A 13698-nucleotide genomic window follows, 5' to 3' on the forward strand; every position below is an offset into this window, starting at 1 on the left:
AACCATTGGGAAGCATAAATAATATTTAATATCTTTGCATATACACGCTAATAGAAAAAGATAACATTATAATGGATAAACGTCCCGGATTTCGTAAACGCATCGCCCTGGAGCTCTTCCGCAGTATCCGGAAGAACCGGGCCAAGCTACACGAACTACGCACACTCTTTTGGGAATGTACGCTTCGCTGCAACGCTTCCTGCCGCCATTGCGGTAGCGATTGCCATGTGTCGGCTGGCATGAAAGATATGCCGATGGAAGATTTTCTGAAAGTTGTAGACGATATCACTCCTTATGTAGAGCCTAATAAAGTACTGGTGATATTCACCGGAGGGGAAGCCCTCGTCCGTAAAGACATCGAAGTATGCGGTATGGAACTGTACCGCCGGGGTTATCCCTGGGGCATCGTCTCCAACGGGTTATTAATGACGCGCGAACGGCTGGATTCGTTACTGGCTTCCGGCCTGCACTCGGCAACGATCAGTCTCGACGGTTTCGAGGAAGCGCACAACTGGTTGCGACGCCATCCGAAGAGCTTCGAGAATGCGGTAAACGCCATCTGCATGCTGGCGGAAGAAAAAGAGATTGTCTGGGACGTGGTTACCTGCGTGAACCAGCAGAACTTCAAAGACCTGAAACTGTTCAAAGAGTTCCTGGTCGAGATGGGCGTAAAAAGGTGGCGCCTGTTCACCATCTTCCCCGTCGGACGGGCTGCCGAAGTGCCGGAACTGCAACTCAGCAACGAACAGTTCACCTGGATGCTGAACTTTATCCGTTACTGCCGGAAGGAAGGAAAGATACATGTCAGCTATGGCTGCGAAGGGTTCCTGGGTAATTATGAAGCCGAAGTACGCGACTCGATCTTCCAGTGCAACGCCGGGATCAATACAGCTTCGGTATTGGCCGACGGAAGTATTTCGGGATGTCCGAGCATCCGCGCCAATTTCCATCAGGGGAATATCTACAAAGATAAATTCATCAACGTATGAAATAATGAGTTCAAACCCTACCGCAACCGCGAATGGACGCGCAAAGGACAATGCGCCGACTGTAAAATGTTCAGGTACTGCGAGGGGAACGGCATGCACCTGTATGACGACGAGGGCAATTTATTATTCTGCCATTATAACAGGATCGTATAATTTTTATATCTTTATCCCCCGATAAAACTTTTTAAACAGTATATACATGAAAAACTCTCTTATTCTCTGCGCCTTGCTCACGCTCGGCCCGGTTTGTTACGCGCAGCAATCTGTCAACAATCCTGTTACAGATTACATCGAACTGACCGACACCAAGCCACACGATAGTGAGGCTGTATGGAATAAAATAACAACTCCGACGCAATTAAGCTGGGCCAGTACCGACGTACGTTACCCGAAGTTGAGCATCCCCCAAGTGACCAAGAACTCCCGCTGGCAAGGCAAAGCCTGGAAAGGCGAACGTGTCAATGCACAGGCTGTGTTGTGGACAACCAACGACCTGTCGGATGCAACCATCACGGTCAGCGACCTGAAAAACGGTTCCGCCGTCATCCCGTCATCTGCCATCACGACGAACTTTGTGCGCTACGTCATGACCGACGAGCTGAACAAAGACCGTAAAGGCGGTTGCGGACATCGCGAAAACAAAGCGGAATGGGACTCTTCCGTCGTTGCCGACGTACTGGACATTGTAAAGATACGCGACATCGCCGCCCGTACCACACAGCCGATCTGGATGAACGTATGGGTACCGTCGGATGCACGTGCCGGAAAATACAAAGGGACGCTGACCGTTGAAGGTAAGAACTTCCAGCCGATGAAGTTGCAGGTCGAGATAGATGTACTGAACCGTACGCTGCCGGAACCGAAAGACTGGAAATTCCATCTGGACTTGTGGCAGAACCCATACTCTGTTGCCCGCTACTACAACGTTCCTCTCTGGAGCAAAGAACATTTCGACCTGATGCATCCGGTCATGAAGATGTTGGCGAACGCCGGACAACGTGCCATCACCACCAGCATCATGCACAAACCCTGGGCCGGACAGACGGAAGACCATTACGACAGCATGGTGTTCCGCATGAAGAAGCTCGACGGTAGCTGGGAATTCGATTATACGGTATTCGACAAATGGGTGGAATTCATGATGAACGAAGTGGGTATCAATGACCTGATCAGTTGCTACACCATGATCCCGTGGGCGCTTAGCTTCGACTATTTCGACCAGGCCACCAATCGCGTCCTGTTTATCGAAGCCAAACCGGGTGATGCGGCTTATGCCGACTACTGGGGCTCTTTCCTAAAAGATTTCTCCCGCCACCTGCGTGAAAAAGGTTGGTTCGAAAAGACCGCTATCTCTATGGACGAACGTCCGTTAGAAGCGATGCAGGAAGCCATCAAGGTGATCAAGCAGGCTGACCCTGAATTCAAGATCACGCTGGCCGGCAATTATCATAAAGAGATACAAGGTGACCTGTATTACCTAAGTATCCCGTACGGCCACAAATTCCCGGAAGATGTGAAAGCCGAGCGCGACCGCAAAGGCCAAATCAGCACGGTTTATACCTGTTGTTCGGAAGCTTTCCCGAATACGTTTACCTTCTCCGACCCGGCCGAAGCACCGTGGACAATCGTGCATGCCGTTGCCGGAGGTTACGACGGTTACCTGCGTTGGGCTGTCAACAGCTGGACGGCCGATCCGTTGCGCGACTCCCGTTTCCGTACCTGGGCTGCCGGCGACACATACAGTATCTATCCGGGCCCGCGTAGCTCGATCCGTTTCGAACGTCTGGTAGAAGGTCTTCAGGATGCCGAAAAGATCCGTATCCTTCGCGAAGAGTTGAAAGGCGGTAAACTGGACAAGCTGAACAAAACGGTTGCCATGTTTACGCCGGAAGGATTGGCCGAGACACAGAAGTCGGCTACCGAGATGGTGAATGAGTTGGGTAAGGTGTTGAATTCGTTCTGATACAACATTTACTGATATAGAAAAACGCTGATCGTTTATTTTCAATAAATAAATTATCAGCGTTTTTTATGCTTGCCAGTCTGCATTATCCGGTTTAATCTCCCCCACCCCGTTTCATTCTCTTTGCCATTTTCACTCCTATATCGAAAAGGCTTTTAGGCTGTTCATCTTTCTTCATTTTATCCACATAGTCGCTCATCTTGTTCTGGAAGTCGATAATCTCGTCCCAGTTATCTACCATTTTATCCATGATATCACGATCTTCCTTATTCATATCAGTTTTCGATAAAAATTTCAACAAATACTTTTTGGCTTTGTCGGGATCGGCATACATCTTCTTATATAAGGCCTGCCACAACTTCACATCCTTTTGGGCTTCCGGGAATTTTTGAAAATCTTTCCAGTAAGATTCTTCCTCATACACCTGGGCTTTATAGCGGCTCAGGTTTTCCTGGTCGAGAAAAGTGATGTAGACCACCATTTTGTCAATAAATTTCACCACCGACAGTCCTTGCGCCGAGATCAGGATCGTTTTCTCCTTCAGTTCTTCTTCCGTCCAGTTAGTAGGGCGGTAGTATACCTCTGTGCGGTCTTCATTCTTATACATATAATAAAGTGCAGGATGCATGCCAAGCAGATTGACCTGGTTGCAATCGAGGTAACGCTCTTTGTATCGTTGCAGGAAATGGTTGGAAATCCTTTGAATGTAGAAATCGGGCAGAATAGTCATAAAAAGGAAATCGACATGCTCGCCACGGTGGAGAGGGAGATAGACAAAATAATTGACAAAAAGATTCCCGTCCGTTTTCGGACAATAGCCACCATTTACAAAGCAGACGCTCCATGTGTTCCGCGCCTTGGTACGGATCGTTTTCGTTTCCATCAGCGAATGAATCGCTCTGTGCTGCCCCGAATGGAGTTTGAGGTTATGGGCAAACTGTTCGAGCGCGATCTTGACTCTCATCCGTATCTCCAGAAAATCTTGATAGGCGGCCGCCCGCAATTCTTCGTCGGTCATGGAAGGTGTTATCATGGTGGTATAAGTTTAATATTAATGGGGTAAATGTACGAATATAAATTAAAACGAATCACTTCTGAAATATTTTAAAATGAATCCGACAAGATAATCATTTAATTATCTATCTTTGTGGCAAATCCATTCATTAAAAAAATAAGAAGATGATACGAACCATACCAAATCCAGAAACTAGTCGCGAAGATGTCATTCGTTTTCGTGAAATGATGCGTAAATGTGTCAAAGGAGAATTTACGGTTATTGAAAAAGCGCAAATCCAAGACCGCAAGCAAGAAATGAAACGTGTTGAAAAAATTATTCGACGTAACAATGGAGGAAAGAACCCTATTCTCGGATATTGATTTTTCCATAAACCTTTTATCTGACCATGACGATTTATCCCCGTTTTTTTGTGGCTGTGAAGAACTGGACTTCTTCTTTCATAAAGAAGTAAATTTGTGCGTTAAGTATAAATACGTTTCCACTTATTCTGTAAAAAACAAGGAAAATGATATACTGGCTCTATTTACATTAGCCCATGACTCCGTCGTTTTTCAATCGTTGGAAGATAAAAATGATTTCGTTGAAGAATCATGCTGTATAATCGATAAAGAATATATTGAAACATTTGTTAGGCAGTCTGCTTTTCCGGCTATTAATATCGGACATCTGGCTGTCAGGCACGATGTACAAAGCAGGGGAATAGGTACTTTTGTTCTTAATTTTGTGATCGGTACATTTATGGAATACAAAATGTCAGGCTGTCAGTTTATCACTGTCGATTCGTTGAACAATCCAGAAACAAACAGATTTTACTGCAAAAACGGATTCGTTAATCAGACTAACAGCGATTGTTTTAATCCTACAAGAAGAATGTATCTTCCTTTACGGATTTATCAAGAAGATTCTTTATAAACAGTTGATCTAAGCTTCCTGAAAGGTGAATGAGTTTAGTAAGGTGGTGAATTCATTCTTATATTTCATCGCTATATATATTATTAGGACGCTCTCCATTACGGTTTCTTAGGCATCTCGTGCCATATTGAGAATATGACAAAGAAGGCTATTACAAGGAAAAATCCTCTAATGCCGTTTGTTGGCAAGAAATTAAAGAAAAACAGCGGCGGAGGCGGCGAAGATGATCGGCCGGTGATAGAATAAAGCAAAGTGACTTCCGCGACCGTTGGTTGCAGAATTACGTTCTACATCTGTAGAAATAAAAAAAGAGATGCCGTAGTAGCATCTCTTTTTTTTATCTTATTTCTCCCGAACAAATATATTAATCGGTGTCCCTGTGAAATCCCAGTTATCACGGATCTTGTTTTCGAGGAAGCGTTTGTAAGGTTCCTTGATCCATTGAGGTAGGTTGGCGAAGAATACGAACGAAGGAACTGAGCCTGCAGGAAGCTGGGTGATGTATTTGATCTTGATATACTTTCCTTTCCATGCGGGGGGCGGATAGTTCTCGATGATCGGCAACATGATCTCGTTCAGTTTGGCTGTCGGGATACGTTTCTTGCGGTTGTCGTATACCTCCTTGGCCGTTTCGAGCACCTTCAGGATACGTTGCTTGGTCAATGCCGAAATGAACAGGATAGGGAAGTCGGTAAACGGTGCCAGACGTTCGCGGATCGCATTCGTATAGCTGTCGATCACCTTCTGGCTCTTATCCTCTACCAGATCCCATTTGTTTACACATACGACCAATCCTTTTTTATTCTTCTGAACCAAAGAGAAAATGTTCAAGTCCTGGCTTTCGATACCACGCGTGGCATCCACCATCAACACGCAAACATCCGAGTTTTCAATGGCACGGATCGAACGGATCACCGAATAGTATTCCAGGTCTTCATTAACCTTTCCTTTCTTACGGATACCGGCTGTATCTACCAGATAGAAATTTAAACCGAATTTATTGTATTTGGTATAGATCGAATCGCGGGTCGTTCCGGCAATATCGGTCACGATATGACGGTCTTCACCGATAAACGCATTGATCAAAGATGATTTACCTGCATTCGGACGGCCGATAACGGCAATACGGGGCAACTCTTCTTCCAATTCTTCATTTGCTTCTTCCGGAAGGATCTCAATGATCTTATCCAACAAATCACCGGTGTTTGATCCGTTGATAGCCGATACACAGAAAGGATCGCCTAGCCCGAATGAATAGAACTCGGCCGAAGAAGCGTGCAGTTCAAAGTTATCCGCTTTGTTGGCTACCACGATGACCGGCTTTTTATTGCGGCGCAGTATTTTTGCGACTTCAACATCCAGATCCGTAATACCATTCAGTACATCTACCACAAACAAAATCACATCCGCTTCATCCAAAGCGACCTGTACCTGTTTGTTTATCTCTTCTTCAAAAACATCATCCGAATTAATTACCCATCCGCCGGTGTCAATCAGCGAAAACTCTTTACCAATCCAGTCCACTTTGCCGTACTGACGGTCGCGGGTTGTCCCTGCTTCCTCGTTCACGATGGCCTGACGCGATTGGGTCAGACGATTGAACAGGGTGGACTTTCCTACGTTGGGCCTACCAACTATTGCTACAATATTTCCCATAAATCTCTTTTCTGTATGCTGTTATTAATCCAGCTGATAACCAAAACTCTTCAGGATGTTATCCCTGTTGCGCCAGTCTTTTTCAACCTTGACGAACATTTCCAGGAATACTTTCTTTCCGAAGAATTTTTCGATATCCTTGCGGGCCATGGCGCCTACTTTTTTCAGTGCCTGTCCCTGATGTCCGATAATGATCCCTTTCTGGGAATCACGCTCTACCATGATCAGGGCCTTGATGTGTATCAGCTCTTCCTCTTCCTTAAACAGCTCGACCACGACTTCCACGGCATACGGTATTTCTTTCTGGTAATACAGCAGGATCTTCTCACGAATGATCTCTGTAACAAAGAAACGGGCCGGCTTGTCGGTAAGCGCGTCTTTCTCAAAATAAGGAGGGGACTCAGGCATCAACGCCTCTACCCTTTGCTTTACATAATCAATATTAAAGTTTGAAAGCGCTGAGATCGGTATGATCTCTGCTTTCGGAAGAACTTCTTTCCAGTGGGCCACGATCTTTTCGAGTTCGGCCTGGTTGCTGGTGTCGATCTTATTGATCAGCAGCAAGACCGGATAGTCTACCGACTGTACCCGCTTCAGGAAGTCTTCATTCTTATCGATTGTCTCAACGACATCGGTCACATAGAGTAACACGTCGGCATCACCTAACGCCGACTCGGAAAAGTTCAGCATAGACTCCTGCAACTTGTAATTCGGATGCAGGACTCCCGGCGTGTCTGAATACACGATCTGCATATCGTCGGTATTCACAATCCCCATGATACGATGACGGGTAGTCTGTGCCTTTGCCGTAATGATGGAGATACGTTCCCCCACCAGACGGTTCATCAGCGTAGACTTCCCTACATTAGGATTACCGACAATATTAACAAAGCCGGACTTATGCTTGTTTTCCATCATAACCCCATTTAAGATAAATTGCACCCCAGGTAAAGCCTGCACCGAATGCAGCCAGGATCAGGTTATCCCCTTTCTTCAGCTTGTCTTCCCACTCCCAGAGGCAGATAGGAATTGTTCCGGCACTTGTGTTACCATATTTCTGGATATTGATCATTACTTTGTTCATATCCACCCCCAGACGCTTGGCTGTTGCATCGATGATACGCAGATTGGCCTGGTGAGGTACGATCCATGCAATATCGTCGTGGGTCAGATTATTTCGTTCGGCTATTTCGGCAGCCACATCGGCCATATACGAAACGGCATACTTGAATACATATTTACCATCCTGCAAAACGAAATGTTCACGATTATCTACGGTCTCGTGACTTGAAGGATAAGCCGAACCACCCGACTTCATGATCAGATGCGAATAGCCTACGCCGTCAGTACGCAGAATTGTATCTATAACGCCGACTTCTTCCGTTGTCGGTTCCAGTAAAACAGCACCGCAGGCATCACCAAACAAAGGGCAGGTCGAACGATCCTGGTAATCGGTAATCGAGGTCATCTTATCACCTGCAACAACGATCACTTTCTTGTAACGTCCCGAACGAATATAATTCGCCCCTGTCTCCAGTCCATACAAAAAGCCGGCGCAAGCTCCCTGCAAATCGAAAGTCATTGCATTCTTACAGCCGGTATGGTAAGCGATGATTGAAGACATCGTTGGAAAGTGATGGTCTGCCGTTGTAGTAGCCGACAGGATCACTTCGATCTCTTCGGGATTGACCTGTGTTTTTTCGAGCAACTGCTTCACAGCACGTATACCCATATAAGAGGTACCTACCCCTTCACCTTTCAAAATTCGGCGTTCTTTGATGCCAACACGTGTCATGATCCATTCATCCGTTGTATCGACCAATTTGGAAATGTCCTCGTTTGTCAACACATCTTCGGGAACGTATCCACCTACACCTGTTATAACCGCATTTAATTTATCCATAATTAAAAAAAATAATAGAGACTATATCCCAATTAAAAAATTAGCCCTAAAAAAACTTTTAGGGCTATTTCTTCCGTTTATCAAAATCAATATGATTAGTGACAAACTTACACAGCTGCTTCTTTTACGATAGCTAACTTACCTCTGTAGTAACCGCATTCGCCACATACAGTGTGATAAATATGCCATGCGCCGCAGTTCGGGCAAATAGCCATTGTTGGAGTGACAGCCTTGTCATGAGTTCTTCTCTTGGCTGTTCTTGTCTTACCTTGTCTTCTTTTAGGATGTGCCATGTTTTAATTTATTTAATTGTTATCATTCTCTATTAAACCTTTCAGGGCATCCCAGCGAGGATCAGAATTACCGCTTACGTCATCATCCATGGATATGTCATCCACTTCCTCTTCTTCGTAATCATCATCTCCATCATCTGTACTTCTGGATGTGTGCTTTTTCAGCTTCGACGACATAGCCTTATTACATTTGCCCGGAGCATGTACATGCTTCATCGGAACAGCCAACGCAATAAACTCATAAAGGAACCATGCCAGATTAATAGCACCTTCCTCCTCTGGTATTACTACTACCTCGTCGCTTTCTTCGGCATATTCTTTACCGAATTTCACAACCAAGCGATTATGGGTATCAATCGGAATCTCCATATCGTCCAGACACCTGTCGCACGGAACGATTGCTACACCTTCAATCTGAAAGTTCATTTCAAACATCATTGACGACCGTTTAACGGTTAAATGGACCTTCACTTTGCCCTTCTGGACTTCGTCTCCGTCAATGTCCACAAAAAACTTGTTCTCCAGTAAATACTCGAATTCGTGTACTCCCGGAGAGAGATTTTTCAAATCTACGTTATATAATTTAAATTTCCCCAAAGCCTTTTAGTGTAAAAACCTTGCAAAGGTACGAAAAAACTAAACACAAATGCAATACCTTTACAGTTATTTTTTATTATTGAATTATTTAGCCTCTATATTTACGAAGCTCTATGCGAAATGTCGTGCCTTTTCCGACTTCAGAGCTCTTTACGAATATCTTACCGCCATGATAAGACTCTATTATACGCTTGACCAGCGACAAGCCCAGTCCCCATCCGCGTTTCTTGGTTGTATATCCCGGATTAAATACTGTTTTGTATTTTGATTTGGGAATGCCTTTTCCGGAATCCGTAATATCGATCCGCACGGTCTTTTCCCGTTCTTCTACCTGGAAAGTGATCTCGCCCTGTCCTTCCATTGCATCGACTGCATTTTTGGTCAGATTCTCAATGACCCAGGCAAACAGGGAATCGTTCATCAAGACTAAGACCGGGTTCTCCGGAAGATGGGTATATATCTTCACTTTGGATGATATACGCGTTTCCATATAATTTAAGGCCATTTGAATCGAATTGCTAATATTCACCGGCACCGGATCGGGATTTGATCCAATCTTAGAGAAACGCTCTGCAATCATCTCTAAACGCTTCACGTCTTTCTCCATCTCACTCAACAGGGACGGATCGATTTCTTTGGTGCGAAGATATTCCACCCAAGCGATCAAAGAAGATATAGGGGTACCCAGTTGATGGGCGGTTTCCTTCGACAACCCAACCCATACTTTATTCTGCTCCGCTTTCTTCGTGCTTGCCAAGGCCAGGAAGGCTATCAGGATAAAAATAAACACGACTCCCAGCTGTGCGTAAGGATAAATAAGCAGCCTTTTCAATATGATTGAATCGTCGTAATAAAGATACTGGAAAGTTCCATCCTGCATATCGATCAGGATCGGCGGATTCTTACTTTTCAATTCCCTGACTTTTGCTTTCAGAAACTGGTCGATATCCTTTTCCGGCAGTTCAATATTCTTCTGATCCATTACACTATCCTTTTCATTACACCATAAAACAGGGATAGTGGTATTACTTTGGATGATCTTCAGAATAAGTGCCATATTGGAGCCATTCGTTTCAGAGGCTATCATACGCTGCGCTTCCGCCCAGATTTCAACCTTCTGACGTTCTTCCTGTGCAAGACTTTTTACGATCTGGTCAGAAACAAACACCGAAACTATTGCAATCAATGTGGCTATTAATATAAAAAGATATTTCAACCGTTGCCGGGAATCATATATACTGCTCATAATTATAGAATCATTCTCAATGTATATTAAAACGGGAAAGATGATGTATTATTATAAGGAAGGTGTTAAAGGAGAAGAATAAAGATTCAGGGACAGAAATACTGATGACAACCCAATCTGTATAAACAGAAAAAGGAACCAACCTTACGATTGATCCCTTTTCCTTGTTTTGAGTTCTTGACTCTAAAACGGCGGCTATCTACTCTCCCACTTTTACGCAGTACCATCGACGTGGTTGGGCTTAACTTCTCTGTTCGGAATGGGAAGAGGTGGATCCCCAACGCTATAACCACCTTAATATCTTTTAAGATGTTTGACCTAGGACAACGCTACTTTAACAGTAACCTTCGCTTTATGGCCTGTATTGCTACTTGCCATCTGCTGATATATCAATCCTTCCTACCGGAAATAGAAAGTCTCGGGCTATTAGTACTACTCGGCTTCGACATTACTGCCCTTACACCTGTAGCCTATCAACGTCGTAGTCTACGACGACCCTCATGGGGATATCTAATCTTGAGGCTGGCTTCGTACTTAGATGCTTTCAGCACTTATCCAATCCAGACTTAGCTACCCGGCGGTGCACCTGGCGGTACAACCGGTAAACCAGTGGTCTGTCCAACACGGTCCTCTCGTACTAGTGTCAGAGCCTCGCAAATATCCTACGCCCACGATAGATAGAGACCGAACTGTCTCACGACGTTCTGAACCCAGCTCGCGTGCCACTTTAATGGGCGAACAGCCCAACCCTTGGGACCTTCTCCAGCCCCAGGATGTGACGAGCCGACATCGAGGTGCCAAACCGCTCCGTCGATATGAGCTCTTGGGAGCGATCAGCCTGTTATCCCCGGAGTACCTTTTATCCTTTGAGCGATGGCCCTTCCATGCGGAACCACCGGATCACTATGCTCTAGTTTCCTACCTGATCGAGTTGTCTCTCTCCCAGTCAAGCACCCTTATGCCATTACACTCTACGACCGGTTACCAATCGGTCTGAGGGTACCTTTAGAAGCCTCCGTTACTCTTTTGGAGGCGACCACCCCAGTCAAACTACCCACCATACAGTGTCCTCGCTTAGCGAGTTAGAACTCAAACAACCAAAGGGCCGTATTTCAACGGTGACTCCACAAACACTGGCGTGCCTGCTTCAAAGTCTCCGGCCTATCCTACACATTAGTTGCCCAAATTCAATGTAAAGCTATAGTAAAGGTTCACGGGGTCTTTTCGTCCCATCGCGGGTAATCGGCATCTTCACCGATACTACAATTTCACCGAGCTCACGGTTGAGACAGTGTCCAGATCATTACACCATTCGTGCAGGTCGGAACTTACCCGACAAGGAATTTCGCTACCTTAGGACCGTTATAGTTACGGCCGCCGTTTACTGGGGCTTCAATTCAATGCTTCTCTTGCGATGACATCTCCTCTTAACCTTCCAGCACCGGGCAGGTGTCAGGCTGTATACGTCATATTTCTATTTTGCACAGCCATGTGTTTTTGTTAAACAGTTGCCTGGACCTATTCTCTGCGCCCACCTGTTACAGTGGGACCCTTTATCCCGAAGTTACAGGGTCAATTTGCCTAGTTCCTTAACCGTGAATCACTCGAGCGCCTCAGTATTCTCAACCCAACTACGTGTGTCCGTTTACGGTACGGGTACTCTATGAATATGCTTAGCGGATTTTCTAGGGAGCCTGCTTACGTCCATATTACCTTGTACAAGTACGCGGTATACTGTCAGGTTCGACTCTCCGAGCGGATTTGCCTACTCAGATCTACGTCTACACCCTTTAACCAACTATTCCGTCAGTTGGCAGGACTGTCACTTCTCCGTCTCCACATCGCTCCATAAAGTAGTATGGGAATATTAAACCATTCTTCCATCGGAATCGCCGTTCGGCTTATCCTTAGGTCCCGACTTACCCTGATCCGATTAACGTTGATCAGGAAACCTTAGTCTTTCGGCGAGGAAGTTTCTCACTTCCTTTATCGTTACTTATACCTACATTTGCTTTTCCAGCTACTCCAGCAAGGGTTATCCCTCACCTTCTACGCCACTGGAATGCTCCCCTACCATCCATTACTGGATCCATAGCTTCGGTAAACAGTTTATGCCCGAGTATTATCCACGCCAAACTCCTCGACTAGTGAGCTGTTACGCACTCTTTAAATGAATGGCTGCTTCCAAGCCAACATCCTAGCTGTCTCTGCAGTCTGACTTCGTTAGTTCAACTTAACTGTTATTTGGGGACCTTAGCTGATGGTCTGGATTCTTCTCCTCTCGGACGCGGACCTTAGCACCCGCGCCCTCACTCCAGGGCAATATATAGTACGCATTCGGAGTTTATCTGGACTTGATAGGCGGTGAAGCCCTCGCATCCAATCAGTCGCTCTACCTCATACTATACTAACCCTAGGCTGCACCTAAATGCATTTCGGGGAGTACGAGCTATCTCCAAGTTTGATTAGCCTTTCACCCCTACCCACAGTTCATCCGAAAGCTTTTCAACGCTTACCGGTTCGGTCCTCCAGTTAGTGTTACCTAACCTTCAACCTGACCATGGGTAGATCACTTGGTTTCGCGTCTACTCCCTCCGACTAAACCGCCCTATTCAGACTCGCTTTCGCTTCGGCTCCGTGGCTGAACCACTTAACCTTGCCGGAGAAAGTAACTCGTAGGTTCATTATGCAAAAGGCACGCCGTCACATCCGAAGATGCTCCGACCGCTTGTAGGCAGACGGGTTCAGGGTCTATTTCACTCCTCTGTTCGAGGTTCTTTTCACCTTTCCCTCACGGTACTGGTTCGCTATCGGTCTCTCGGGAGTATTTAGCCTTACGGGATGGGCCCCGCAGTTTCACACAGGATTTCTCGTGCCCCGCGCTACTCAGGATACCACTAGGCTTCGTTAGTAAGTCGTATACGGGATTTTCACCCTCTATGATCACTTTTTCCAAAGTGTTCTACTTTACTAATCTCTTGCCACAGCGTGGTCCTACAACCCCAATACTGCCTAAACAGTATTGGTTTGGGCTCTTCCGCGTTCGCTCGCCACTACTTGCGGAATCATTTTTATTTTCTTCTCCTATGGGTACTTAGATGTTTCAGTTCCCCACGTTCGC

The 13698-nt window shown here is 45.6% G+C and carries 10 protein-coding genes, 2 rRNA genes and 1 pseudogene; 4 read left to right on the top strand and 9 right to left on the bottom strand.

The features are described from left to right. Window positions 1-71: 71 nt before the first annotated feature. Together HMPREF1536_RS05460 and HMPREF1536_RS05465 are read left to right on the top strand one after the other, a co-directional pair. A pseudogene (locus HMPREF1536_RS05460) lies at window positions 72-1142 on the top strand (TIGR04133 family radical SAM/SPASM protein). 46 nt (window positions 1143-1188) lie between these two features. Beyond that, complete coding sequence (locus HMPREF1536_RS05465; protein ID WP_028730599.1) at window positions 1189-2952, top strand: DUF4091 domain-containing protein; 1764 nt, start codon at window positions 1189-1191, stop codon at window positions 2950-2952. A gap of 94 nt (window positions 2953-3046) precedes the next feature. On the opposite strand, the gene HMPREF1536_RS27585 is transcribed toward HMPREF1536_RS05465, so the two are convergent. Continuing rightward, the gene (locus HMPREF1536_RS27585) at window positions 3047-3985 is read right to left on the bottom strand and encodes a hypothetical protein (RefSeq protein WP_147337577.1); all 939 of its coding nucleotides are present in this window, start codon (window positions 3983-3985) and stop codon (window positions 3047-3049) included. A 146-nt stretch (window positions 3986-4131) separates the two neighbouring features. Between HMPREF1536_RS27585 and HMPREF1536_RS05475 the strand changes: the two genes are divergently transcribed. After that, window positions 4132-4329, top strand: a complete 198-nt coding sequence (locus tag HMPREF1536_RS05475) for a hypothetical protein (RefSeq protein ID WP_028730600.1) — start codon at window positions 4132-4134, stop codon at window positions 4327-4329. Further along, window positions 4298-4882 (top strand): GNAT family N-acetyltransferase, encoded by a 585-nt coding sequence (locus tag HMPREF1536_RS05480; protein WP_028730601.1) that lies wholly within the window; start codon window positions 4298-4300, stop codon window positions 4880-4882. Before HMPREF1536_RS05475 ends, HMPREF1536_RS05480 begins: the two co-directional genes overlap by 32 nt. Before the next feature lie 342 nt (window positions 4883-5224). Here the strand turns inward: HMPREF1536_RS05480 and der are convergent, their stop codons facing one another. The 8 genes from der to HMPREF1536_RS27010 form a co-directional block, all read right to left on the bottom strand. Further along, complete coding sequence (gene der, locus HMPREF1536_RS05485) at window positions 5225-6538, bottom strand: ribosome biogenesis GTPase Der (RefSeq protein ID WP_028730602.1); 1314 nt, start codon at window positions 6536-6538, stop codon at window positions 5225-5227. 24 nt (window positions 6539-6562) lie between these two features. After that, complete coding sequence (gene era, locus HMPREF1536_RS05490) at window positions 6563-7453, bottom strand: GTPase Era (RefSeq protein WP_028730603.1); 891 nt, start codon at window positions 7451-7453, stop codon at window positions 6563-6565. Next, a complete protein-coding gene (locus tag HMPREF1536_RS05495) occupies window positions 7437-8441 on the bottom strand; it encodes a beta-ketoacyl-ACP synthase III (protein WP_028730604.1) in 1005 nt (334 codons plus the stop codon). The genes era and HMPREF1536_RS05495 overlap by 17 nt, the downstream gene beginning before the upstream one ends. A 107-nt stretch (window positions 8442-8548) precedes the next feature. Further along, on the bottom strand, window positions 8549-8734 hold the full coding sequence (gene rpmF / locus HMPREF1536_RS27005; RefSeq protein WP_081693462.1) for a 50S ribosomal protein L32: 186 nt from the start codon (window positions 8732-8734) through the stop codon (window positions 8549-8551). 12 nt (window positions 8735-8746) lie between these two features. Beyond that, the gene (locus HMPREF1536_RS05500) at window positions 8747-9331 is read right to left on the bottom strand and encodes a YceD family protein (RefSeq protein WP_028730605.1); all 585 of its coding nucleotides are present in this window, start codon (window positions 9329-9331) and stop codon (window positions 8747-8749) included. A gap of 88 nt (window positions 9332-9419) precedes the next feature. Next, window positions 9420-10577, bottom strand: a complete 1158-nt coding sequence (locus tag HMPREF1536_RS05505; RefSeq protein ID WP_028730606.1) for a sensor histidine kinase — start codon at window positions 10575-10577, stop codon at window positions 9420-9422. A 186-nt stretch (window positions 10578-10763) separates the two neighbouring features. Continuing rightward, window positions 10764-10874, bottom strand: a 5S ribosomal RNA gene (gene rrf / locus HMPREF1536_RS05510). A 108-nt stretch (window positions 10875-10982) separates the two neighbouring features. Further along, window positions 10983-13698: ribosomal RNA gene (locus HMPREF1536_RS27010) — 23S ribosomal RNA — on the bottom strand.

It is taken from the genome of Parabacteroides gordonii MS-1 = DSM 23371 (assembly GCF_000969825.1).
Classification (GTDB): Bacteria; Bacteroidota; Bacteroidia; order Bacteroidales; family Tannerellaceae; genus Parabacteroides; species Parabacteroides gordonii.

What these genes read in the sequence shown, in the direction of transcription:
- HMPREF1536_RS05465 (WP_028730599.1), top strand. Translation starts at nt 1,189, where the DNA reads ATGAAAAACTCTCTTATTCTCTGCGCCTTGCTCACGCTCGGCCCGGTT.
- HMPREF1536_RS27585 (WP_147337577.1), bottom strand. Translation starts at nt 3,985, where the DNA reads ATGATAACACCTTCCATGACCGACGAAGAATTGCGGGCGGCCGCCTAT.
- HMPREF1536_RS05475 (WP_028730600.1), top strand. Translation starts at nt 4,132, where the DNA reads ATGATACGAACCATACCAAATCCAGAAACTAGTCGCGAAGATGTCATT.
- HMPREF1536_RS05480 (WP_028730601.1), top strand. Translation starts at nt 4,298, where the DNA reads ATGGAGGAAAGAACCCTATTCTCGGATATTGATTTTTCCATAAACCTT.
- der (WP_028730602.1), bottom strand. Translation starts at nt 6,538, where the DNA reads ATGGGAAATATTGTAGCAATAGTTGGTAGGCCCAACGTAGGAAAGTCC.
- era (WP_028730603.1), bottom strand. Translation starts at nt 7,453, where the DNA reads ATGGAAAACAAGCATAAGTCCGGCTTTGTTAATATTGTCGGTAATCCT.
- HMPREF1536_RS05495 (WP_028730604.1), bottom strand. Translation starts at nt 8,441, where the DNA reads ATGGATAAATTAAATGCGGTTATAACAGGTGTAGGTGGATACGTTCCC.
- rpmF (WP_081693462.1), bottom strand. Translation starts at nt 8,734, where the DNA reads ATGGCACATCCTAAAAGAAGACAAGGTAAGACAAGAACAGCCAAGAGA.
- HMPREF1536_RS05505 (WP_028730606.1), bottom strand. Translation starts at nt 10,577, where the DNA reads ATGAGCAGTATATATGATTCCCGGCAACGGTTGAAATATCTTTTTATA.